The 21,664-nt window shown below is 49.2% G+C and carries 24 protein-coding genes and 1 pseudogene; 14 read left to right on the top strand and 11 right to left on the bottom strand.

The genetic code is table 11. From position 1 onward, the window contains the following. Window positions 1–12: 12 nt before the first annotated feature. The 5 genes from zinT to OGX94_RS22365 all read left to right on the top strand — a co-directional run bounded on the left by zinT (window position 13) and on the right by OGX94_RS22365 (window position 3,026). Window positions 13–663, top strand: coding sequence for a metal-binding protein ZinT (gene zinT / locus OGX94_RS22385; protein ID WP_003832427.1), 651 nt, complete (start codon window positions 13–15; stop codon window positions 661–663). A gap of 139 nt (window positions 664–802) precedes the next feature. After that, window positions 803–1,441 carry a leucine efflux protein LeuE gene (leuE, locus tag OGX94_RS22380; protein ID WP_003832429.1) on the top strand — a complete coding sequence of 213 codons (639 nt, stop codon included), beginning with the start codon at window positions 803–805 and terminating at the stop codon, window positions 1,439–1,441. A gap of 173 nt (window positions 1,442–1,614) precedes the next feature. Then, window positions 1,615–1,977: a DUF1971 domain-containing protein YeaR gene (gene yeaR / locus OGX94_RS22375; RefSeq protein ID WP_126956332.1), complete on the top strand. Its 363-nt coding sequence runs from the start codon at window positions 1,615–1,617 to the stop codon at window positions 1,975–1,977. A 3-nt stretch (window positions 1,978–1,980) separates the two neighbouring features. After that, window positions 1,981–2,163 carry a DUF1869 domain-containing protein gene (locus OGX94_RS22370; RefSeq protein ID WP_003832433.1) on the top strand — a complete coding sequence of 61 codons (183 nt, stop codon included), beginning with the start codon at window positions 1,981–1,983 and terminating at the stop codon, window positions 2,161–2,163. A gap of 218 nt (window positions 2,164–2,381) precedes the next feature. After that, window positions 2,382–3,026 carry a hypothetical protein gene (locus OGX94_RS22365; RefSeq protein WP_063941469.1) on the top strand — a complete coding sequence of 215 codons (645 nt, stop codon included), beginning with the start codon at window positions 2,382–2,384 and terminating at the stop codon, window positions 3,024–3,026. A 52-nt stretch (window positions 3,027–3,078) separates the two neighbouring features. Here OGX94_RS22365 and fdhF read toward each other — a convergent pair whose 3' ends face one another. Then, window positions 3,079–5,226: a formate dehydrogenase subunit alpha gene (fdhF, locus tag OGX94_RS22360; protein WP_257661655.1), complete on the bottom strand. Its 2,148-nt coding sequence runs from the start codon at window positions 5,224–5,226 to the stop codon at window positions 3,079–3,081. A 361-nt stretch (window positions 5,227–5,587) separates the two neighbouring features. Here fdhF and OGX94_RS22355 point away from each other — a divergent pair, with 361 nt between their 5' ends. Next, window positions 5,588–5,836: a GlsB/YeaQ/YmgE family stress response membrane protein gene (locus tag OGX94_RS22355; protein ID WP_003832440.1), complete on the top strand. Its 249-nt coding sequence runs from the start codon at window positions 5,588–5,590 to the stop codon at window positions 5,834–5,836. Between the two features lie 48 nt (window positions 5,837–5,884). On the opposite strand, the gene yoaJ is transcribed toward OGX94_RS22355, so the two are convergent. Genes yoaJ through OGX94_RS22340 form a run of 3 tightly spaced genes read right to left on the bottom strand, consistent with a single transcriptional unit; the run spans window position 5,885 to window position 7,133 of the window. Continuing rightward, window positions 5,885–5,959 (bottom strand): protein YoaJ, encoded by a 75-nt coding sequence (yoaJ, locus tag OGX94_RS22350; protein WP_095533175.1) that lies wholly within the window; start codon window positions 5,957–5,959, stop codon window positions 5,885–5,887. 2 nt (window positions 5,960–5,961) lie between these two features. After that, window positions 5,962–6,060, bottom strand: coding sequence for a YoaK family small membrane protein (locus tag OGX94_RS22345; protein WP_032941789.1), 99 nt, complete (start codon window positions 6,058–6,060; stop codon window positions 5,962–5,964). 47 nt (window positions 6,061–6,107) lie between these two features. Next, window positions 6,108–7,133: a sensor domain-containing diguanylate cyclase gene (locus OGX94_RS22340; protein ID WP_003832442.1), complete on the bottom strand. Its 1,026-nt coding sequence runs from the start codon at window positions 7,131–7,133 to the stop codon at window positions 6,108–6,110. A 185-nt stretch (window positions 7,134–7,318) separates the two neighbouring features. Between OGX94_RS22340 and OGX94_RS22335 the strand changes: the two genes are divergently transcribed. Then, entirely contained in the window at window positions 7,319–7,567 is a 249-nt protein-coding gene (locus tag OGX94_RS22335; protein WP_003832443.1) for a putative hemolysin, read from the top strand. Window positions 7,568–7,574: 7 nt separating this feature from the next. On the opposite strand, the gene OGX94_RS22330 is transcribed toward OGX94_RS22335, so the two are convergent. Further along, the gene (locus OGX94_RS22330) at window positions 7,575–7,922 is read right to left on the bottom strand and encodes a DUF488 domain-containing protein (RefSeq protein ID WP_003832445.1); all 348 of its coding nucleotides are present in this window, start codon (window positions 7,920–7,922) and stop codon (window positions 7,575–7,577) included. 198 nt (window positions 7,923–8,120) lie between these two features. Between OGX94_RS22330 and OGX94_RS22325 the strand changes: the two genes are divergently transcribed. Further along, window positions 8,121–8,828 carry a CTP synthase C-terminal region-related (seleno)protein gene (locus OGX94_RS22325; protein ID WP_149335795.1) on the top strand — a complete coding sequence of 236 codons (708 nt, stop codon included), beginning with the start codon at window positions 8,121–8,123 and terminating at the stop codon, window positions 8,826–8,828. Window positions 8,829–8,865: 37 nt separating this feature from the next. Here OGX94_RS22325 and OGX94_RS22320 read toward each other — a convergent pair whose 3' ends face one another. Further along, window positions 8,866–10,053 (bottom strand): CynX/NimT family MFS transporter, encoded by a 1,188-nt coding sequence (locus tag OGX94_RS22320; RefSeq protein ID WP_193133928.1) that lies wholly within the window; start codon window positions 10,051–10,053, stop codon window positions 8,866–8,868. Between the two features lie 99 nt (window positions 10,054–10,152). On the opposite strand from OGX94_RS22320, the pseudogene OGX94_RS22315 reads away from it, so the two are divergent. Further along, window positions 10,153–10,951, top strand: a pseudogene (locus tag OGX94_RS22315) (AraC family transcriptional regulator). Here the strand turns inward: OGX94_RS22315 and OGX94_RS22310 are convergent. From OGX94_RS22310 to dgcJ, 3 genes are all read right to left on the bottom strand, one after another. Beyond that, a complete protein-coding gene (locus tag OGX94_RS22310; protein WP_003832453.1) occupies window positions 10,928–11,374 on the bottom strand; it encodes a DUF441 domain-containing protein in 447 nt (148 codons plus the stop codon). The pseudogene OGX94_RS22315 and the gene OGX94_RS22310 overlap by 24 nt on opposite strands. Before the next feature lie 138 nt (window positions 11,375–11,512). Next, window positions 11,513–12,016, bottom strand: coding sequence for a YbaK/prolyl-tRNA synthetase associated domain-containing protein (locus OGX94_RS22305; protein ID WP_126318388.1), 504 nt, complete (start codon window positions 12,014–12,016; stop codon window positions 11,513–11,515). A gap of 44 nt (window positions 12,017–12,060) precedes the next feature. Continuing rightward, entirely contained in the window at window positions 12,061–13,551 is a 1,491-nt protein-coding gene (dgcJ, locus tag OGX94_RS22300; RefSeq protein ID WP_257661656.1) for a diguanylate cyclase DgcJ, read from the bottom strand. A gap of 164 nt (window positions 13,552–13,715) precedes the next feature. On the opposite strand from dgcJ, the gene OGX94_RS22295 reads away from it, so the two are divergent. Beyond that, on the top strand, window positions 13,716–14,486 hold the full coding sequence (locus OGX94_RS22295; RefSeq protein ID WP_257661657.1) for a class I SAM-dependent methyltransferase: 771 nt from the start codon (window positions 13,716–13,718) through the stop codon (window positions 14,484–14,486). A 94-nt stretch (window positions 14,487–14,580) separates the two neighbouring features. Here OGX94_RS22295 and OGX94_RS22290 read toward each other — a convergent pair whose 3' ends face one another. Then, window positions 14,581–15,864, bottom strand: a complete 1,284-nt coding sequence (locus OGX94_RS22290; protein WP_003832459.1) for a YeaH/YhbH family protein — start codon at window positions 15,862–15,864, stop codon at window positions 14,581–14,583. 120 nt (window positions 15,865–15,984) lie between these two features. Next, the gene (gene yeaG / locus OGX94_RS22285; protein WP_003030707.1) at window positions 15,985–17,919 is read right to left on the bottom strand and encodes a protein kinase YeaG; all 1,935 of its coding nucleotides are present in this window, start codon (window positions 17,917–17,919) and stop codon (window positions 15,985–15,987) included. Window positions 17,920–18,352: 433 nt separating this feature from the next. On the opposite strand from yeaG, the gene OGX94_RS22280 reads away from it, so the two are divergent. From OGX94_RS22280 to OGX94_RS22265, 4 genes are all read left to right on the top strand, one after another. Further along, complete coding sequence (locus OGX94_RS22280) at window positions 18,353–19,099, top strand: MipA/OmpV family protein (protein ID WP_063941476.1); 747 nt, start codon at window positions 18,353–18,355, stop codon at window positions 19,097–19,099. 581 nt (window positions 19,100–19,680) lie between these two features. Next, window positions 19,681–19,923: a hypothetical protein gene (locus tag OGX94_RS22275; protein WP_032934433.1), complete on the top strand. Its 243-nt coding sequence runs from the start codon at window positions 19,681–19,683 to the stop codon at window positions 19,921–19,923. A gap of 10 nt (window positions 19,924–19,933) precedes the next feature. Next, a complete protein-coding gene (locus OGX94_RS22270; protein ID WP_003832469.1) occupies window positions 19,934–20,284 on the top strand; it encodes a hypothetical protein in 351 nt (116 codons plus the stop codon). 179 nt (window positions 20,285–20,463) lie between these two features. Next, window positions 20,464–21,318 (top strand): aldo/keto reductase, encoded by an 855-nt coding sequence (locus tag OGX94_RS22265; protein WP_257661658.1) that lies wholly within the window; start codon window positions 20,464–20,466, stop codon window positions 21,316–21,318. Window positions 21,319–21,664 lie beyond the last annotated feature (346 nt).

Here is a 21,664-nt window from a genome sequence, read left to right as displayed (position 1 = left end):
GAGGGTGAAATTTTGGCTATTCGTTTTAAGAAACTGACAATCGCTCTGGGGATGCTTTTAGTCAGTAGTTCGGTTCTGGCGCATGGTCATCATTCCCATGGTGCGCCAATGAGTGAAGCAGAACAAAAGGCGTCTGAAGGGGTATTTGATGACAACCAGGTGCAGAACAGGGCGCTGACCGACTGGGATGGCATGTGGCAATCTGTCTATCCGTATCTGGTCAGCGGCGAGCTTGATCCGGTGTTCAAAAAGAAAGCGGAGAAAGATAAAAGCAAAACGGCAGAACAAATCAAAGCGTATTACCGTACAGGCTATGCAACCAACGTAGACACTATCGGTATTGAAAATGGCGTGATGGAGTTTCATACCGGGAATCAGGTTGCATCATGTAAATACGACTACGCCGGATATAAGATCCTGAATTATAAATCAGGCAAGAAAGGTGTACGGTATCTGTTTGAGTGTAAAGCTGCTGACAGCAAAGCGCCAAAATATGTGCAATTTAGCGATCATATTATCGCGCCGCGTAAATCGAGCCACTTCCATATCTTTATGGGAAATACCTCGCAGGCAGCCTTGCTTGAAGAGATGGAAAACTGGCCTACCTATTACCCTTATCAGTTGAAGGGAGAAGAGGTTGTGGATGAGATGCTGCACCATTAATCCGGGCTAACCTTATCTGTACACACCCGTCACCAGTGGCGGGTTTTTTAATTCATAACCTTTTCTTTCCATCACCCGATGCATTCGTTAGCATATTGTATCGCAGCAAGTGCATGTGTTTTTTCAGGAAGAGGTTAACGTGTTCGCAGAGTATGGAGTTCTGAATTACTGGACGTATCTGGTGGGAGCCATTTTTATCGTGTTGGTACCGGGGCCAAATACGATATTTGTGTTGAAGAACAGCGTCGGTCGGGGAGTGAAGGGGGGGTATCTCGCCGCAAGCGGTGTGTTTATCGGTGATGCCGTGCTGATGTTTTTGGCCTATGCCGGTGTTGCCGCATTGATCAAAACAACGCCTGTTTTGTTCAATATCGTTCGCTATCTTGGCGCGTTTTATCTGCTGTACCTAGGTGCGAAGATCCTGTATGCGACACTGAAATCGAAAGCAAGCGACGCCGCACCTGAGGAAGTCCCGTTTGGCGCTATTTTTAAGCGAGCATTAATTCTGAGCCTGACGAATCCCAAAGCTATTTTGTTTTATGTTTCGTTCTTTGTGCAGTTTATTGATGTCAATGCACCGCACTCAGGGCTGTCATTCTTTATTTTGGCCATTACGCTTGAAGTAGTGAGCTTTTTCTATCTGAGCTTCCTTATTTTCTCCGGCGCGTTTGTGACGCAGTATATTCGCACGAAGAAAAAACTGGCCAAAGTGGGTAATTCCCTAATCGGCCTAATTTTCGTTGGTTTTGCCGCTCGTCTGGCCACGCTTCAGTCGTGATGCCATTGGCCCGCTGGTTGCGGCGGGCCTTCAATATGACGCTTTGCTTTTCATTTATAATTGTAGGGTTATAACCAATAAATGGTATTTTAAATGTATATTTTGAGGCGTACCCTGTGTACAGCAGCGATTCAATAAGACTCGCTGGTTGTCGACTGGAAAAGGGAAGAAAAATGCTTCAAATTCCACAGAATCATATCCATACACGCTCTACACCATTCTGGAACAAAGAAACCGCGCCTGCCGGAATTTTCGAACGCCACCTTGATAAAGGAACTCGTGCTGGGGTTTATCCACGACTTTCGGTTATGCAGGGGGCGGTCAAATATCTCGGATACGCCGATGAACACAGTCCGGAGCCAGTAGAGGTGATGGTTATTGAAGCCGGTCAGTTTGGCGTTTTTCCGCCGGAAAAATGGCATAACATCGAAGTGATGACCGACGACACTTACTTTAATATCGATTTTTTCGTTGCCCCGGAAGTTCTGATGGAGAGTGTAAATCAACGAAAAGTCGTGCGCACCGGCAAGGAGTAAATCATGGGCAAAGCAACCTATACCGTAACCGTGACCAATAACAGCAACGGTGTTTCTGTTGATTATGAAACAGAAGCGCCGATGACATTACTGGTGCCGGATGTGGCAGCAGAAGTGGTCAAAGACTTGGTCAATACCGTTCGTTCGTACGATACCGAGAATGAGCATGAAGTCTGCGGATGGTAGGTATTAAATACTCTTACTGATTGAATACAAAGAATTTTAATGTACTAACCGCACTTCGTTTTGACGGCGCTGTGCGGTTATTTTATTTGTGTTGAACGTAGTGATGTCCGAAAAAAGATTCCTTAAGAATACCTTAAGAAATCCGCATTGAATGCTAATTGTCGATCATTCACAGGAGTTATGATCGCAAAAAAGTAACAATACAGAACATCGCGCTTATGAAACTGAATACCCAAATTACATTCCCCACACTTATTCTAGGACTGGTCATTGTGGCGATCCCGTTCACCGCGAACTGGAATCTTCCGCTGCTTAACGGCACTGTCGTCAGATGGATCGAAAATGGGCAGGCGCTATGGCTACTGTTTGGTGCGGTATTTACCCTTGGCTATATCCGGCCTTTATCACGCCCTGAAGGCGAGAAGCAATTTTGGCTTTGGGCAGCCGCGTGGTGGTTGGTATTGCTGGGGAGAAGCACCAGTTGGGGCCGCGACTATTTCCCGGAGCAGCCTAAACTTCTGTTCAGAGCTATCTCTGTTGTAATGATTTCCATGATTATTCTGCCGGTGCTGTTGTCGAAGCGCTTACGCCTGGATATTGTCCGACGCGTGCGTAATGAACCGCTACCGCTCTGGCTGCTGGCGATCACCGCCTGCGCATTTTTGATTTCTGATACGGTAGAGCATCATCGTCTGCTGGCTCCCATCTTCCTGCACAATGCCCAATATGGCGATATGATTGAAGAATTGTACGAACTGCCGTTTATGGCTGGCCTGTTTCTGATGAACCTCGGTTTTATGCAGCGGGATATGCAGGAGGAATCTGCCTCCATCCGTTTCAGTGAACCTCACCTGGTAAAGTAATGAGATAAGACCTGAGTCTGGGTAACCAGACTCAGGTGGCGATGGTGGGGAATTACGCAATGGCCTCACATAAGCGTGATTTCATGTCGCTATACGATTGAGCGGCATACTTTTCAGCCCATCTCTGATCGCTAATGTGCTCGATATTTATGGCACAATATTTGGTTTCCGGCGTTTTCGAGATTGGATCGAGGTTATCCTGGGTCAACTCGTTGCATGCACCAATCCACCATTGATAGGTCATATAAACCGTTCCGGAATTGATGCGCTCGGATACATCCGCACGGCTGATGACCTTACCCCGACGCGAGCTGACCCACACCAGATCACGATGACGGATACCGAGTTTTTCGGCATCATGGGTATTGATTTGCACATATCCTGGTTCATCAGCCAACGCTTGTAACGCTGCGCAGTTACCGGTCATAGAGCGACAGGAGTAATGCCCAACCTCACGCACGGTACACAGTACCAGCGGATAATTGTCATCCGGAACTTCTGCGGGCGCTCGCCACGGTGCGGCAAACAGTTTGCCTTTGCCGTTGGCGGTATCAAACTGGCTGTGTGCGTAAAGGTATGGCGTACCAGGACTATCGAGATCCGGGCATGGCCACTGAACATGCCCCATTTCCCCCATTTTCTCATAGGTCACGCCGTAGAACAGTGGGCACAGCTCGCGCATCTCATCCCAGATTTGCTGGTTATTTTGATACTGCATTGGATAGCCCATTTCGCTGGCCAAAAGGCTGATGATCTCCCAGTCACGTTTTACATAAGCGGTGGGTTCAATCGCTTTCTCAAAACGCTGGAAGCCGCGATCGGCGCAGGTAAAGACGCCGCCATGTTCGCCCCATGAGGTGGCGGGCAGGAGAACATCGGCCATTTCCGCTGTCTTAGTCATGAAGATGTCTTGCACGACGATAAAATCGAGCGCGTTAAACCCTTCGCGGACCAGGCCCAGGTCGGCCTCGGTTTGCAGCGGATCCTCTCCCATGATGTAGTAGGCTTTTATTTTGCCTTCGATAGCCAGGTGTGGAACTTCAGTGATGCGCGTTCCAACCTTGTCATCCATCTGATTAACGTCAATGCCCCATGCGCTGGCGAATTTTTCCCTGACTGCGGAATCGGTCACGTCCTGATATCCCGGGAACTGGTTAGGTAGTACCCCCATATCGCACGCACCCTGCACGTTATTTTGCCCGCGCACCGGACCAACGCCGACGTTAGGGCGACCCAGATTCCCGGTCAACAACGCCAGGCTCGATAAACCGCGAACCACATCAACAGCCTGACCAAACTGAGTGACGCCCATCCCCCACATTACGGTTGCCGATGGTGCTGCGGCAAATGTACGCATTGCCTGACGAACCTGCTGTGCGGGAACGCCGGTCAAATGTTCAACCGCTTCAGGCGCATAGTCTTTAACGGTTTCCCAGTATGTTTCCAGCCCTTCCGCATGCTTTTGCACATACTCGCGATCGTAGAGTTGCTCTTCGATAAGAACATGACCAAAGGCATTAACCAGAGCCATGTTGCAACCGTTTTTCAACTGCAAATGTTGGTCAGCAATACGAGCGGTTTCAATACGACGTGGGTCGCAGACAATGATTTTTGCGCCGTTCTGGCGAGCTTTAATTACCCGGCGGGCTACGATTGGGTGCGAGTCGGCGCAGTTATAACCAAAGATCAGCAGACATTTTGAGTTTTCAATGTCGCTGATGGAATTGCTCATGGCGCCATTGCCTAACGTTTCTTGTAACCCGGCAACAGAAGGACCGTGACAGACGCGGGCACAACAATCGACATTATTGGTATGAAGTACACCACGTGCGAATTTTTGCATCACGTAGTTAGTTTCATTTCCGGTTCCCCGGGAGGAGCCGGTGGTCATGATGGCGCGAGGACCATAGGTTTTTTTGATTTCAGACAGGCGTTTTGCGGTGTAACGAATGGCTTCATCCCAGCTAACGGGCGTGAATTTGCCACCTTTTTCATAACGGATCATCGGGCGAGTCAGACGGGGAGTCAGGAGGCGAGTGTCGTTAAGAAAGTCCCAACCATAATAGCCTTTCAGGCATAACTGATTTTGGTTCGTTACACCCTCTGCGGCTTCGGCACGGATGATTTTGTTATTTTCGACAACAAGCTTGAGCTTGCACCCGGCCCCACAGTATGGGCAAACACTGGTGATTTTTTTCATCAATAACAGACCTGTTAAATGCTGAAATAGCGCGAATTGTAGACGCAGCCACGCGATAAGCACCGCGGACTACGATTTGTCGTAGCGACGGGTTGTTAAAGCATAAAGTGTGCCAGAAGTGAAAACCCAGCAATAATGGGGCTGACGGCAAAAGCGTTAAGCATAATGACTGACGATTCGACATTAATGACGAGGAGCGGCAAAAATTTAGCCTACCGGTCAGCAGTCATAACCTTATGAAACATCGGAAAAAGATGAAAATATGAAGTGATGACGATCACAAATTTTAATTTTTCAGCGCTATGCTATGCTTTTATACAACGAGTGAATCGTTAATTTAAAAACATAAGTGAGGAAAATTATGGGCATTATTTCATGGGTGGTTTTCGGTCTTATCGCTGGGATTTTGGCAAAATGGATTATGCCGGGTAAAGATGGCGGCGGATTCTTTATGACCATTATCTTAGGGGTTGTCGGTGCGGTAGTGGGTGGCTGGATCAGTACCTTCTTTGGTTTTGGTAAAGTTGATGGTTTCAACTTCGGCAGTTTCGTCGTAGCGGTTATCGGTGCGATTGTGGTGTTGTTTATCTACAGAAAAATCAAAAGCTAAGTAAACATACAGACAATAAAGGCCACTGATAAGTGGCCTTTATTTTGGTTACCACCACCCCAGTTCCGTGCCCAGAACCACGATGATCGCCACGCCAATCATAATAATCGTTGTTTTTTTCATCGTTATGCTCCCGGCGCAGCGTAGCCGCCAATAAAAAACCAGGATAAGAAAACGACAGCGGAAATGAAAATAATGACAGGGAAAATAATACCGAGTCGCATACGATTATCTACCAGAGTTATTTAAAGACGAGCCAGCATAGCAGGGCTTAATGTACGACAAAAGGGGTTTTATCCTGACGCTTTTTATCCTGATACATTGCGCTGTCTGCAAGATGAAGCGCACAGTTTACATCAGTCTCCAGCGGATCAATTTCCACCACACCCAGACTGGCACCAGGATAATACAGATGAATATCACCCAGGTGGTAGTCACCGCAAATCTGCTGTTGCAGCTGATTTTTCACCTGCTGCAGACGCATAAGCTGATCAAGTTCATCTTCCGCTGACAGGCGAACGACTAAAAATTCGTCACCGCCCAGTCGACCGAGAATGTCATTATCACTACATTCACGGAGCAGGCGCTGCCCAATCTGGATCAGGAACTGGTCACCAACCTCGTGGCCAAAGCGGTCATTAATCAGTTTGAAATCATCCAAATCGATATAGGCAACAACTATCTTCTGCCTGAGGTGGCGGGCAAGCGAAAAAAGGGTCTCCAAATTTTCAAAAATTGCGCGCCGGTTCGGTAACCCTGTCAGGGCATCGGTGTAGGAGTGAGCAATCAGCGCGGCGTTCGCTTCACGTAACTGAGCAACCAGCGACTCTTTTTGAATCGACTGGGCGATCAGACCGGCAAACAGATGTAATACTTGTTCTCCACGTTGGCTCAGTGCCTGCTGACGGCGGCTGGTAGCGCAGAGTGTACCGTAAAACGTTCCGTCCGGAAGATGAACGGGAGTACTTAGAAAGGTGGTGATGTCCAGTGCGCGAGCAGCGGTACATTCCGGCCAGCGTGCGGGCACGTTGTCACTGTACAGACAGTTTTCCTCAATCGCGCGTTTGCACAGCGTTTCATCCCACGGCACGGATAGCCCTTCGGGGATCTGCATTTGGCGGCTATTACGCGCATACAGAATATGCTGCAGACGGGCATCCAGATCGACCTTGGTCAGGTAGGTTGATTCCATCTCAGTCACCATCTCCAGCATCTCCAGAAGTTGGCGAACCAGACTCTCAACTGACTGCTCCGTAGCTAAGGATTGTGAGACTCTGGCAAGGATCATGTCCGACATGAGGTGAAATGCTCCTGAGTAATGATTGGGCTGACGTTGCCCGCATGATAGAACATCGAGGTGAAAGATGAAACACGCCATCCAGCTCAGAATGTAAACATAAAATGGATAGCTGACAGGAAAACATGGAGATAGATGGAAAGTCGGGGTAACCTGCCAGGATAAGGTTTTTAACAGGAGTAAATATGAAACTGGCATCTATTTTTTTGCCCGGCTTGCTGGTGCTGGCGGGATGTACCACGGAACCGGAAGCGCCTGTGCCACCGAAAGTTGGCATGGCGAATCCAGCATCGGTGTATTGCGAACAAAAGGGCGGCTCGTTGATTGCGGTGCAGACTCCGCAAGGTGTTAAGTCTGACTGCAAACTACCCAACGGGGAAGTAATTGATGAATGGTCACTCTGGCGTAGAGATCATCCGGCAACGGCCAAGTAATACGCGGTCAGCATTGACGTAGCCACTCAGCGAGCACCAGTGCGTGGTTTTGCTGGGTATTTTTCGCTGCATACAGTAGCGTTAAGGTTTGCTGTCGGGCAATCTCTGCGAGGCGCTTTCCTTCCTGCTGCTGTTGGGCCAGCTCTGCGCGATATTGCTCGGAAAAGTGTGAAAAATCGATCAGTTCTGCGTGGAATGCTTTGCGCAATTCAGAGGATGGCGTCAGCGTTTTGTTCCATTCGTTGAAAGCAAGGTCAGTCTTTTTTATCCCGCGTGGCCACAACCGGTCGACCAACACGCGGTAACCATCACTTTTTTCTGCCGGGTCATACACACGTTTACACTGAATCTTCATCTCTTCATCCGCTCCTTTCAGCTACCGCTCAGGTATTTATCATCAACTTTATTACGGTTAAATAAGATCGTAAAACGTGACCATTATAGCATTTTGCCTGTCCTGACTCCCAATTTAAGGGATTGTGATACCACTAAAAAGTCGGTAGGCTGAGGCTCCTTATGCTGTCCCTTATTGTCAGGACACAAGGAAAGCTTAATGGAAATTTCCCCAATTAAAGATACGCTTCGCATTGCGCTGGTGGGTGATTACAGCCCCGATATTGTGGCGCACCAGGCTATTCCCCTTGCTATCGATGATGCTGCCGCCGTTCTGGAATTAGTGGCTGATTACGACTGGCTAACTACATCTGATATCAACAGCAGTGAGGACTTGATTGGCTATGATGCCATCTGGGTCGTTCCAGGCAGTCCATATCGCCATCTTGAAGGGGCGCTGATAGCGATACGCTACGCGCGTGAAAACAGCATCCCATTCCTGGGTACCTGCGGCGGCTTTCAGCATGCGATTCTGGAGTACGCCCGCAACGTGCTGGGCTGGAGCGATGCCGGCCACGCCGAGATGGACACCACGGGTCGAATGGTGATAGCACCATTGACCTGCTCGCTGGTAGAAAAAACGGATGATATTGAGCTGCGGGCCAATACGCTGATTGCCAAAGCCTACGGGCGGGATGTTATCACCGAGGGATATCACTGCAACTATGGCGTATCGGAGGATTTTGCCGCCGAGCTTGAAAGCGGCGATCTTCGGGTGACCGGTTGGGATGAGGTTGGTGATATTCGTGCCATTGAGCTGGTGACGCATCCATTTTATGTTGGCACGCTCTTTCAACATGAACGCGGAGCGCTGGCGGGAAAACCCGTGCCGTTAGTTCAGGCGATGCTGCGCGCCGCGCGCGGATAAAAAAACGGGCAGGTTGTTCACGAACCTGCCCTGTGCATTATGCGCTCGCGATCTCCCGATTGCGCCCCGCGCACAAACCAAATACCGCCATCAGCATCGCTAACACGGCGACCCCGCCAAGAGGAATCAGCCAGCTATCGTTGAGGTCGTGAATTTTCCCCATCAGTGGTGGTCCGCAGGCCGCCAGTAAATATCCGACAGACTGTGCCATGCCGGAGAGGGCAGCAGCCTGATGCGCTGAGCTTGCGCGCAGGCCAATAAAGGTCAAGCCGAGGATCATCGTCGCGCCCGAGCCAAAGCCAAACAGGATGGTCCATAGCAATGCCTGGTCGGGCATTATGGCGAATCCCGCCGCGCCGACGGCGCACATTAATGAAACCAGAGCGGCGATGGCGCGCTGATCCTTAAATCTGTTCAGGACGAGAGGAATCAATAATCCCGGCGCGGCGGTCGCCAGCTGCAGTAAACCATGCAGTGAACCGGCCTGCGACTCGCTGTAGCCGTGACTGATCAAAATAGCGGGCAGCCAGCCGATGATGACGTAGTAGATAAGCGAATTGATCCCCAGAAACAGCGTCACCTGCCAGGCGAGGCTGGAGCGCCAGATCGCGCGGGAATGCAGCGCGCGCGAGTTGCTCAAGCTGGCATTGGCCGTCTGGCGGCATTGGGGTAACCAGATAATCAGCGCCAGTAGCGGAAAGGCCATCAGTACCATCAGCGCACCGCGCCAGCCAAACCCGTTCAACGCCAGCGGTACCACAATGGCGGAACCCAGTGCCGCTGCCGCGCCCATGGTCAGCGAGTATGCGCCAGTGAGCTTCGCCACATGCTGAGCAAAATCACGCTTAATCAGTCCGGGTAAAAGCACATTGCCCAAGGCGATTCCGCAACCAATGATCGCGGTGCCGCTAAACAGGAACCCTGGTGAGGGCAGCGAACGTATCGCAATACCAGCGCAAATCAGTAGCATAGCGACACACAAGCTGCGTTCGATACCCCAACGGCGCGCAACGGCGGCAGCCAGAGGTGAAACCAGTGCGAAAGCCAGCAGTGGCAGGGTGGTCAGAAGCCCCGTCTGGGCAGTGCTCAGTCCGTAGTCGGCGCGAATTGCATCCAGCAACGGGGCAGCTCCGGTAAAGGTGACGCGCAATGTGGTGGCAATCATCAGGATCCCCGCGATCAGCAACGCTGCGTTCTTGCCGCGGGAGGACGGAATATTTGTCATTTTTTTCTCATATCGTCAGGCGAGGCGATACCTTAGCGTTTTTACTCAATGGATGAATCAAGCTAAAATGACAGTTTATCGCTTAAATCGGACATTTTTATGTTAGGACTGAGGCTGGATGGATATGAACCGGATCTTCACCACGATGCGGCCGTGGCGTTTTGTATTCAGGCCCGGGAAGATGAACTTTTTAGTCCGCTGCATCAGCACCGTAAAGGCCAGTTGATTCTGGCGTTGCATGGCGCGATCACTTGTGAGGTTGAAAATGCTATGTGGATGGTGCCCCCGCAATATGCGGTGTGGATCCCCGGTGAAATTCCACACAGCAACCACGTTACCGTTGGCGCACAATTATGCTTTTTGTTTATTGAGCCGCAGGCCGTCGTGATGCCCGATCGTTGCTGCACGCTGAAAATTGCTCCGTTGTGCCGGGAGCTTATTCTGGCGCTGGCATCCAAAACGGATGCCCAACGGCTGGAGCCGGCAACCCAGCGGCTGACGCAGGTGTTGTTTGATGAACTGCCGCAGCAACCCCAGGAGCAAATGCAGTTGCCGGTTTCCGATCACCCGAAAATTCGCAGAATGGTCGCAACGATGGCGAGAGAGCCTGCACAATGGCAGACGTTGGGACAATGGGCCAGCGTATTTGCGATGAGTGAACGTAACCTTGCTCGCCTGGTCGTCAAAGAAACGGGGTTGAGTTTTCGCCGCTGGCGTCACCAGCTCCAGCTGATTCTGGCGCTGCAGGCGTTAATTGATGGTCGCAATGTACAACAGGTCGCGCAAATGCTCGGGTACGATTCGACCACGGCATTTATCACTATGTTCAAAAAAGGCCTGGGACAGACACCAGGCCGTTATCTGAACGGGCTGGCTACTGCTTCCCAACAATCAATGAGACCAGACCTGCCGCAATAAGCGGCCCCACTGGCACACCGCGAAACAGCGCCACACCCAGTACCGTGCCCACCAGTAAACCAGCAACAAGCTGAGGCTGGCTGCCCATTAGCGTAACGCCGCGTCCGCCAAGCCAGGAGACAAATACCCCAACGGCAATAGCAACCAGTGATTTCCAGTTCACAAAGGAGTGGATGAGCGTGGAGGGCGGTAGCGTTCCGCTGGCGATCGGCGCCATGACGCCAATGGTCAGAATTATAATCCCGACGGTCAGGCCCTGTTTTTCAATCCAGGGAAAGAAGGTATTCAGAGGGGTAACACGGACAATAATCAGCACCAGAATTGAAACAGCGACTGTGGTGTTGTGGCTGACAAAGCCCAGAGCTGCCAGTCCGAGCAGGATCAGCAGAGTGACATCAAACATCGTAGTTTCCTTGCCAAAAGAAAAAATAAGCCTGCTTACTGTACGCGTAAACGCGTGACGGAACAGGCTTTTTTTAATGATTATGATTTTTTTTGGGCTAACGCACGAAGCGATGTTTTTTACTGCTAACTTGGGCAGTTATTGTGCTCTGCGGAACGGGATTAATTCCGGTTTCGCGATGCGCAGGTAATCTGCGGTATCCATGATCACGGATTTTTCCAGCATTCCGGCATTGAACGCAATTTCATTAAAACGCTCAAACAACAGCGGGTCGGCGACCAGCTTGAGATTCGGATGAAAACTGAACGGTGGGATAGCACCAAATACGCAGCCTGTTAGTTCATCTACCTCCGCCGGGCTGGCAAGTGACGCTCTCAACCCGCCAATATGGCTGGCCAACAGGCTCAGGTCCGCCTGCTGATCGGCAGAGAGGATCGCCAGAACATGCTGATTGACGCCGTTGCCTTTTACTTTGCAGACCAGCGCTTTTGCACCCTGACCCAGTGCGGTACCGCGAATTTCAGAGACAGCTTCACATTTGCCTACGGCTTCATGGCTGACTACGCGGTAGGTCGCACCGTGTTCTGACAACAGGGAGATTAAACGCTGGTGCGTTGCGTTACCTTTGTTTACTTCCGTCATGACTTACTCCTGGTACAACAATGAAAATCCTGTCAGAAAAATGATTACGCATCGGTGCGTTTTTTCTGTTTGTTCAGGTAGAGCTGTGCATCAGATGCTTTGTAGGCATCATCAATGGTGTCGTTTGGCTGCATATTATAAATTCCTACAGAGAAGCTGATTGATCTATCTTGCGCAATAATTTGTAAGTTATAGCGAATCCTCTCCAGCAGGCGGGGCGTTAATTCACTGGGGTGATCGATGAGGATAATGCAAAACTCATCGCCACCGAGGCGGATGGCATAGTCACTTTTGCGAATGGACGTTTGAATAGCTTTGGCCAGGAGGGTGATAATGCGATCGCCTTCCTTATGCCCCAACGTATCATTAATAACTTTTAGTTTGTCGCAATCAATGGCGATAAAGGTCACGAGCGTTCCCGTGTTCACCAACTGTTGCAAACGCTGCTCAAGCGCTGGCGTTAAAATTTTACGGTTGTAGAGCCCGGTCATCGCGTCACTGACATTTTCCCGTGTGACGTTGTGATACAAACGAAAATGCGTTCTGACCATATTCAACAGCAATATCGTTGCCAGTAGATAGAACGCGAATATCTTCCAGGACGAGACAATAAAGTACATAACATCAAGTGAGAGGGTGATACGTATACCGCCAGGTATGTCCTTCTCATAGTGAACATAGCGGAACAGATCGGTTTCACTTTTATGAACGAGGATCTCTTTACCTGAACTGGTATCAGAGACGGTTACGTTAAGATAACGCCAGACGAGAGGGCGGTCGCTGGTATAGAAAATATTCTGTAAATTCTCTTTGTTAATATCCACCATCACCACGCCTTTTAGCTTATTGGCGTAGTAAACCGGTGTTAAAAAGCTCATCACCTTTTTCTCGGTCAGGTTATCTTCATAAATACTGGAGATCACCGTGCGGCCAGTAAAAATACCGTCAATATCATTCTGGTCGATTCCCAGCGTGCCTTTTTGCAAAAACGACCAGTTGTGTATCGCAAATTTCCGCGAGTCGATCAGGTCATAGAAATAGACGTAGTTATTTTTAAGATCGACGTAATATCGAAATTTATACTCCAGCGTCCCTAATCCCTGACCGTAATCTTTCTGCTGGCGATTAACATTGACCGCCCGGTCAAAAGAGGGCAGCAGAAAAATGTCATCAAGTTGTTCGCTACATTTTGTTGAGGTGGTCTGCAACGTACCGTGTAATGGCAGATAGTTTCGCTTAGTGAGATTGAGCCCATGAGTGCCGTTAACGCTGTCGAAAGCGTTGCAAAGTGCTTTTTGCTGTTCGAGAGAAGCAGGCCCCTGAGGGGACGAAAATGTGCGCATCAGATGGGCTGCGATGCTCTGATTTGTGTACTTATCATAGAGAAACGAGGAGTCGGCTTTCTCATTGATATAGCGCATGTACGCATTCATTGCTTTATCGCTGGCAATGAGCTCATAAACCAAAAAAGAAGATGTCAAAACAATTACGCTGACGGAGATAAAGATCCTGAGCGCTTTATGATGCAATTTCATAATGATTTACAGCCCTGTAAGTCTGATACTTCAGTCTATCACAGGGCATACATCCGCTCTAACGCTACGGGCAAGGACATTTTGTAATAAAAATCATTCGCGCGCTTCACCTTTAACTCTTAATGTTGTATTTATAATGCAACTTATAGAAAGGAGACAGGCCAATGTGCGCGACTGAAAAAGCGGGTCATACATTTTTAGCCAGCCTGGGCAAAACCCGTCTGCGTCCGGGCGGCGTTGAAGCAACCGAATGGTTGTTTAGCCAGTCACAGCTGACGCCCGGCAGCCAGGTACTTGAAGTGGCGTGCAACATGGCCACGACGGCGATAGAGTTAGTTCAACGCTATGGCTGTACCGTATACGCCATTGATATGGATAAAACCGCACTGTCAAATGCAAGGAATAACGTAGCGGCAAATGGTCTGGAAAATCATATTCATGTGATGGCTGCTAACGCCAACACTCTTCCTTTTGCGGATAACAGTTTCGATGTTGTGATTAACGAAGCCATGCTGACAATGTATGCCGATAAAGCGAAGGCGAAGTTAATTGCCGAATATTATCGCGTGTTGAAGCCCGGTGGGCGTCTGCTCACCCACGACATTATGTTCACCGCCCAGAAACTGGGCGCGGGCGATCAGGGCCAGCTTGTCGATGTGGTGAAATCAAACGTTAGTCCAATGACCAGACAAGGCTGGCGTGATTTATTTCTTAACTGCGGGTTCGAACAGGTCCTGCAACAGAATGGCAACATGTCGCTGATGTCGCCGCGCGGATTAGTTCGTGATGAAGGGCTTACGGGGGCGGTAAAAATTGTGTTTAACGGCTTACGCACGAGCGAAAATCGTCGTCGTTTCCTGAAAATGTTTCGCTTCTTCCGTTCGCAACGTCATCAACTCAATTACATTGCCTGCTGCTCTGTAAAGGGAAAATAAAAAGGATAAACGGATGAATATTGATAAGATGAAAAATCAGCACCCGTAAAAAATCAGCCAGAGAAGATAACCTCTGGCTGATTTTTTTAGGTGATTAACTATTGCTGGTCGTACTTTGTTTATGAAACAGTTCGCGGAATACCGGGTAAATATCATCCTGATCGCGAATATGTTGCATCGCAAAGTTATCAAAAGTTGATTGCAGATGTTCGTATTCACGCCACAAGGTTTGGTGAGCGCGGCGAGTGATTTCGATATAGCTGTAATAGCGTACCACTGGCAGCAGTTTTTTCGCCAAAATCTCATGACATAGCGGTGAATCATCAGCCCAGTTATCACCGTCCGATGCCTGTGCAGCATAGATGTTCCATTGGGCAGGGTTGTAGCGATCTTTCACCACTTCATCCATTAACTTCAGCGCACTGGAGACAATGGTTCCCCCGGTTTCCTGAGAGTAAAAGAACTCGTGCTCATCCACTTCTTTCGCCTGGGTATGGTGGCGAATATAAACCACCTCCACGTTCTTATAGGTCCGGCTTAAGAACAAATACAGCAGGATATAAAAACGTTTAGCCATATCTTTGGTCGACTGATCCATTGAACCAGAGACGTCCATCAGGCAGAACATCACCGCCTGGCTGGAAGGGTCGGGGCGTTTTTCATAATTCTTGTAGCGTAAATCAAAGGTGTCGATAAATGGCACGCGTTCGATTTTTGCCCGTAGTTCGGCAATCTCTTTGCGTAACCGTTCCTCTTCCAGCAACTGCGCTGGTTCGCTTTTCGCGATGGTTTCCAGATCCGCTTCGAGAGCATGCAGTTCGCGACGCTTACCTGCTGTCATCGCCGTGCGGCGCGCCAGTGAGTTTTGCAGGGATCGCACCACGCTGATGTTGGCAGGCACACCGTTAGAGGTAAAACCTGCCCGGTGCGTTTTGTACTCCGTTAACTGACGCTGCTGATTCTGCTTCAGGTTAGGAAGTGCTAAATCTTCGAACAACAGATCGAGATATTCATCTTTAGAGATCTGAAAGACGAACTCATCCTGACCCTCACCATCCTGACTGGCCTGGCCTTGTCCGCTTCCTGAACCGCCACCGCCGCCCTGTGGGCGTTCAATGCGATCATTCTGCACAAAATGGTCGTTACCCGGATGCACGCGATGGCGCAGACCACCACGTCCCTGATGAAACATTGGTTCGCTAATATCATCAGTCGGAATAGAGACAGATTCGCCGCTATCCACATCAGTCACCGAACGCTTGTTAATGGCCTCGGAGATCGACTGTTTAATTTGCGATTTATAACGGCGTAAGAAGCGCTGGCGGTTTACCGTGCTCTTGTTTTTGCCGTTAAGACGCCGGTCAATAAACCAGGTCATAAGCCCCCCGTACTGCCAACTGTTCGCCATGTCTGTAAGTGCCGGATGGCGCTGGCGCTATCCGGCCTACGGAACATTGTTTTGCAAGCCCGGTAAGGCATGCGCCACCGGGCACTTATGTTAAGACGATTTACGTACGCGCAAATACCATTCGCACAGTAAACGCACCTGTTTACGCGTGTAGCCTTTTTCCATCATACGGTCGACAAAATCGTCGTGTTTTTTCTGCTCGTCAGTCGAGGTTTTAGCATTGAACGAAATGACCGGCAGCAACTCCTCGGTATTGGAGAACATTTTCTTCTCAATAACCGTGCGTAGTTTTTCGTAACTGGTCCAGTTTGGATTGCGACCGCTGTTATTCGCTCTGGCACGCAGAACAAAGTTGACGATCTCGTTACGGAAATCTTTCGGGTTACTGATACCCGCCGGCTTCTCAATTTTCTCCAGTTCTGAGTTCAGTGACTCGCGGTCAAACAGCTGACCGGTATCCGGGTCGCGATACTCCTGATCCTGAATCCAGAAATCCGCATAAGTGACATAACGGTCGAAAATGTTCTGTCCGTATTCGGAATAGGATTCGAGATAAGCCGTCTGGATCTCTTTGCCGATGAATTCAGCATATTTCGGGATCAAATAGCCTTTCAGGAACTCAAGATAACGCTCAGCTTGCTCCTGCGGGAACTGTTCACGTTCGATTTGCTGCTCCAGTACGTAAAACAGATGTACCGGGTTAGCTGCCACTTCGGCATGGTCAAAGTTAAAGACGCGAGAGAGGATCTTAAACGCGAAACGCGTGGACAGACCGTTCATTCCCTCATCAACCCCGGCGTAATCCCGATACTCCTGATAGGATTTCGCTTTCGGATCGGTATCTTTCAGGCTTTCGCCATCGTAAACGCGCATCTTCGAATAAATGCTCGAGTTCTCAGGTTCTTTCAGGCGAGAAAGAATGGTAAAGCGAGAGAGCGTTTCCAGCGTGCCCGGTGCGCAAGGCGCATGGGTCAGCTCACTGTGGTTAAGCAGTTTTTCGTAAATTTTGATCTCTTCAGAGATCCGCAGGCAATAAGGCACTTTGACGATGTAAACACGGTCAAGGAACGCCTCATTGTTTTTGTTATTACGGAACGTTACCCATTCGGACTCGTTCGAGTGGGCAAGAATAATCCCGTTAAACGGCAGGGCAGAGATACCTTCTGTCCCGTTGTAGTTTCCTTCCTGGGTGGCGGTCAGCAGAGGATGCAGCACTTTAATCGGTGCTTTAAACATCTCAACGAATTCCATAATCCCCTGGTTTGAGCGGCACAGTGCCCCCGAATAACCGTAGGCATCAGGATCGTTCTGGGCGTGGTGTTCGAGTTTACGAATATCCACTTTCCCGACCAGCGCAGAAATATCCTGGTTGTTTTCATCACCAGGCTCTGTTTTGGCGATAGCGATCTGCTCCAGAATAGACGGCCAGACTTTGACGACGCGGAATTTTGTAATATCCCCGCCAAAATCATGCAGACGTTTCGCAGCCCAGGGCGACATGATCGTACCGAGATAGCGACGCGGGATCCCATACTCTTTTTCCAGGATCTGCGCGTCCTCCTGCGGATTAAACAGGCATAACGGATGATCGTTGACCGGGCTACGTTCGCCATTGGCACTCAGGACATAAATTGGTACTCTCTGCATCAGCGACTTCAGCCGCTCAGCAAGAGATGATTTCCCCCCTCCCACAGGCCCCAGCAGATACAGAATCTGCTTCTTCTCTTCCAGACCCTGAGCCGCATGTTTCAAATAAGAAACAATTTGCTCAATGGCGTCTTCCATGCCGTAAAACTCTTCAAAGGCGGGATAGCGTGCAATTACCCGATTCGAAAAGAGTCGAGAAAGTCGAGGTTCGTGGGCAGTGTCGACCATGACAGGCTCACCAATAGCCATTAATAGCCGCTCTGCCGCGTTGGCATAAGCACTGCGATCTTGCCGACAAGTGGTAAGAAACTCCTGCAGCGTGAACTCTTCGTCCTTGGCAGCTTCATAACGCTGGCGATAGTGATCGAATATATTCATGGTATGCCGTCCTTTCGTTTTTTAGCACATGTTAAGAGCCGTTCATATGAATAGTAGAGGCCCCTGAAGAGGTAAACTGAACGACGTCGCTGCTGAGGAAATAAGCAACTCTCATGCCATTTTAGTGGTCAGGAGATCAACGTATTCGGTGATACACCTTCTAAAATTAAGCGTAGATGGCATTTGCAAAACTTGCCTGTGTGCGCAAATGAATTTCAATGGCATATCAATAACTCATCAGCAAAAAAAGCACATCTTATGTAAAGAATTGGAGCGGGATTCATGCGGTGTTCATCGTCCTGCAAGCAAAATGTCATCACTCGCTGAGAAATTAGGGGGTTACATTCTGGGGCGAATACGTAAAATAGTTGGGCTGAAGCGTATTGGCGGTTACACTTTGACCGCTACACATTTGAATAAGGAATTATGGATTGTGACCAAACTCAAACTTCTGGCACTTAGCGTCCTTGCCGCAACCGCAGTTAGCACCGCACAGGCTGAAAGCCAGTGGACTGTTGGCGCGGGTGTCGGCGTGATTAACAGCCCATACAAACAGTATGACCGCGATGTTTACCCTGTTCCGGTTGTCACCTATGAAGGCGATAATGTGTGGTTCCACGGCTTGGGTGGCGGTTACTATTTGTGGAATGACACGACAGATAAGCTTTCCATCATGGCGTACTATGATCCGACGCATTTCAAGCCAGGTGATAGCGATAGCCATGCTTTGCGCCAACTCGACAAGCGTAAAAGCAGCATGATGGCTGGCCTCTCGTATGTACATAACACCCAGTATGGTTTCCTGCGTACTGCACTGGCGGGTGATACTCTGGATAACAGCAACGGCTTTATCTGGGATCTGGCCTGGCTCTACCGTTACACTAATGGTGGGCTGACTCTGACGCCGGGTATCGGTGTGCAGTACAGCAGCGAAAACTACAACGACTATTATTATGGCGTGTCCAATCACGAGTCTCGCCGCAGTGGTCTGAAAAGCTACAACGCTGACGATGGATGGGATCCGTACCTGGAGTTGACCGCGAGCTATAACTTCCTTGGCAACTGGAACGTATACGGCACTGGCCGTTATGTGCGTTTGAGTGATGAAGTGAAAGACAGCCCGATGGTCGATAAGTCCTGGTCTGGCATCTTCTCGGTGGGTGTAACCTACAAGTTCTGATACTAATGCGCGTCAAACACTAGCCCGCATCAGTGCGGGCTTTTTTGTGCTTGACGGAGATGAATATTGATCTAAAACATGAAATTTGATTTTTTGTGCTGTTTTGGCATTCTGTCAGGCTACAACGAATTTTTAACGTATTATTCCTGTCGCTGTTACTAAAAATATACTTGCTATTTTATTAGCCTGTTATCTATTCATTTTTGAACGAAATAAAGTCGTGATGGTTTAGCAAATCATTGTCATGAAGTAATGGTTTGTAGCTATTCAATGCGTTGATAATACTAAAATTTACGATCGAGGTAAGCGTAATTTTCTTATTGTTAAGCGCAATGAAAATTATTGATAACTCTTTTAGCATGTTTATCTCATGGCGAAAGTTAGCTTTCATGTGAAAAAAACAAAAATTAATCGATTGATTTTAATTTTACATCTTTAGGTGTTTATCTGAAAAAATTAAAATTGACATTAAATATTCCATTGCAGATATTAAGTAAACTTTAAAGTAGCGACAGCAACTCTTCATGGCATTAAATATAATACGCCATGTGGATTTTTTGAGAATAAACCTGGTATATATAATGAAAAAGTTAATCATGATAGCTGTGATGGGCGGGATTCTGGCTGGTTGTTCCACCGAGGCTTCACGCATGAATGCTTGCGAAAGTAAGGGTGTGAGCCGTGATGCCTGTTATGTTGCGGAGCAAAACCGTCAGGCGACAATCAATGCTGCCGCTGAAAAACAGGCTATGGAAAACGCGCAAAACGTGTATGGCACAAATGATACTAATTCCAGCCATCACCACAAACACGATAAGTATTAAGGTGTAACGTATGAAAAAATTAATTATTATCGCTGCGTTGGTGGCTTCCTCTGCTGCACCTGCGTATGCCATTAGCGAGGCTTACCGCCAGCAGTTACAGCATGAACATAAAACCATGGTCAGTGACGCGAATGCTCCGGTACACGCCAGTAAAATCACGCCCGTGCATGTGAATAAACTTGGAGTGGACTTTAAACGTGGTGCTGATGGCATTGCTTATATTAATGGCAAACCTGCGGCAAATGATGAGAATAGTGCAGAAGCTCAGTCTTATAGCGCAGGTTTGATTTCCGTCATCGTCTATAAAAACGGAAAAATCAACGCCATGAAAGAGGGAAAATATCTAGGTCGGTTAAAATAACCACTTCGTAGTTAAGATTTTGTATTATTTCGGCCCGGGAACATCTGCTGTTCCCGGGCTTTTTATTTCGCTCGCCTTAACGATCGGTTTCCAATCCATGATGGTGCAATTTGTGCACCCTAACAGGACACATGCGCGTTGTTTTGCTTTACTGTGGTGCATTAACACAGGAGGGTGCGATGACAGCGAAACAGGTGACGTTTACAAACCAGGTATCGCTTCCTGCTATTGGGCAGGGAACATGGTACATGGGCGAGGATCCAAGCCGACGCCGGGATGAAGTGTCTGCGCTGCAGGCCGGACTGGATCTAGGCCTGCGATTGATTGATACCGCAGAAATGTACGCTGATGGTGCAGCGGAGGAGGTAGTGGGTGAAGCATTAACGGGGCGGCGTGATAGCGCTTTTTTAGTCTCGAAAGTTTACCCATGGAATGCCGGCGGACAGAAAGCCATTGCCGCCTGCGAAGCGAGCCTGCGTCGACTGAAAACTGATTATCTGGATCTCTATTTGCTGCACTGGATGGGCGATTTTTCATTTGCAGAGACCGTCGATGCCATGGAAACACTGATTGCGCAGGGGAAAATCCGCCGTTGGGGCGTCTCAAATCTCGATTATGATGATATGCAGGCGTTATGGCAGGTACCCGGTGGACGAGAGTGTGCAACTAATCAGGTGCTTTATCATTTAGCCTCGCGCGGTATTGAATATGATTTACTGCCGTGGTGCCAGCAGCAGCAGATGCCGGTCATGGCATACAGTCCGCTGGCCCAGGCGGGACGACTGCGTGGCGATTTGCTTTCTAACTCTGTGGTGAATGACATCGCGCACGCGCACAATGTTAGCGCTGCGCAGATTTTGCTGGCATGGGTGATTCGCCAGTCGGGTGTAATAGCAATTCCGAAAGCCGCAAGCGTAGCGCATGTCGAACAAAATGCCGCCGCGCTGGAGATAACGCTCTCTGTAGATGAGTTGAAGCAGTTAGATAAGGCGTATCCGGCGCCAAAAGGTAAAACCGCGCTGGATATGGCCTGATTTGCCAAATGCCGATGTTCCCACAGCTTATCAGGCCTACGGCTGCGTGTAGTTTATAGGCCGGATAAGGCGTTAGCCACATCCGGCACGGTGCGCGGAACTGCCTGTTGCGCTGTGCTTATCAGGCCTACGGCTGCGTGTAGTTTGTAGACCGGATAAGGCGTTGGCAGCATCCGGCACGGTGCGCGGAACTGCCTGATGCGCTGTGCTTATCAGACCTACGGCTGCGTGTAGTTTGTAGGCCGGATAAGGCGTTAGCCGCATCCGGCACGGTGCGCGGAACTGCCTGATGCGCTGTGCTTATCAGGCCTACGGCTGCGTGTAGTTTGTAGGCCGGATAAGGCGT

Source organism: Citrobacter sp. Cpo037 (assembly GCF_030332945.1).
GTDB lineage: Bacteria > Pseudomonadota > Gammaproteobacteria > Enterobacterales > Enterobacteriaceae > Citrobacter > Citrobacter portucalensis.
This window is presented reverse-complemented; position numbering and strand designations above follow the sequence as displayed.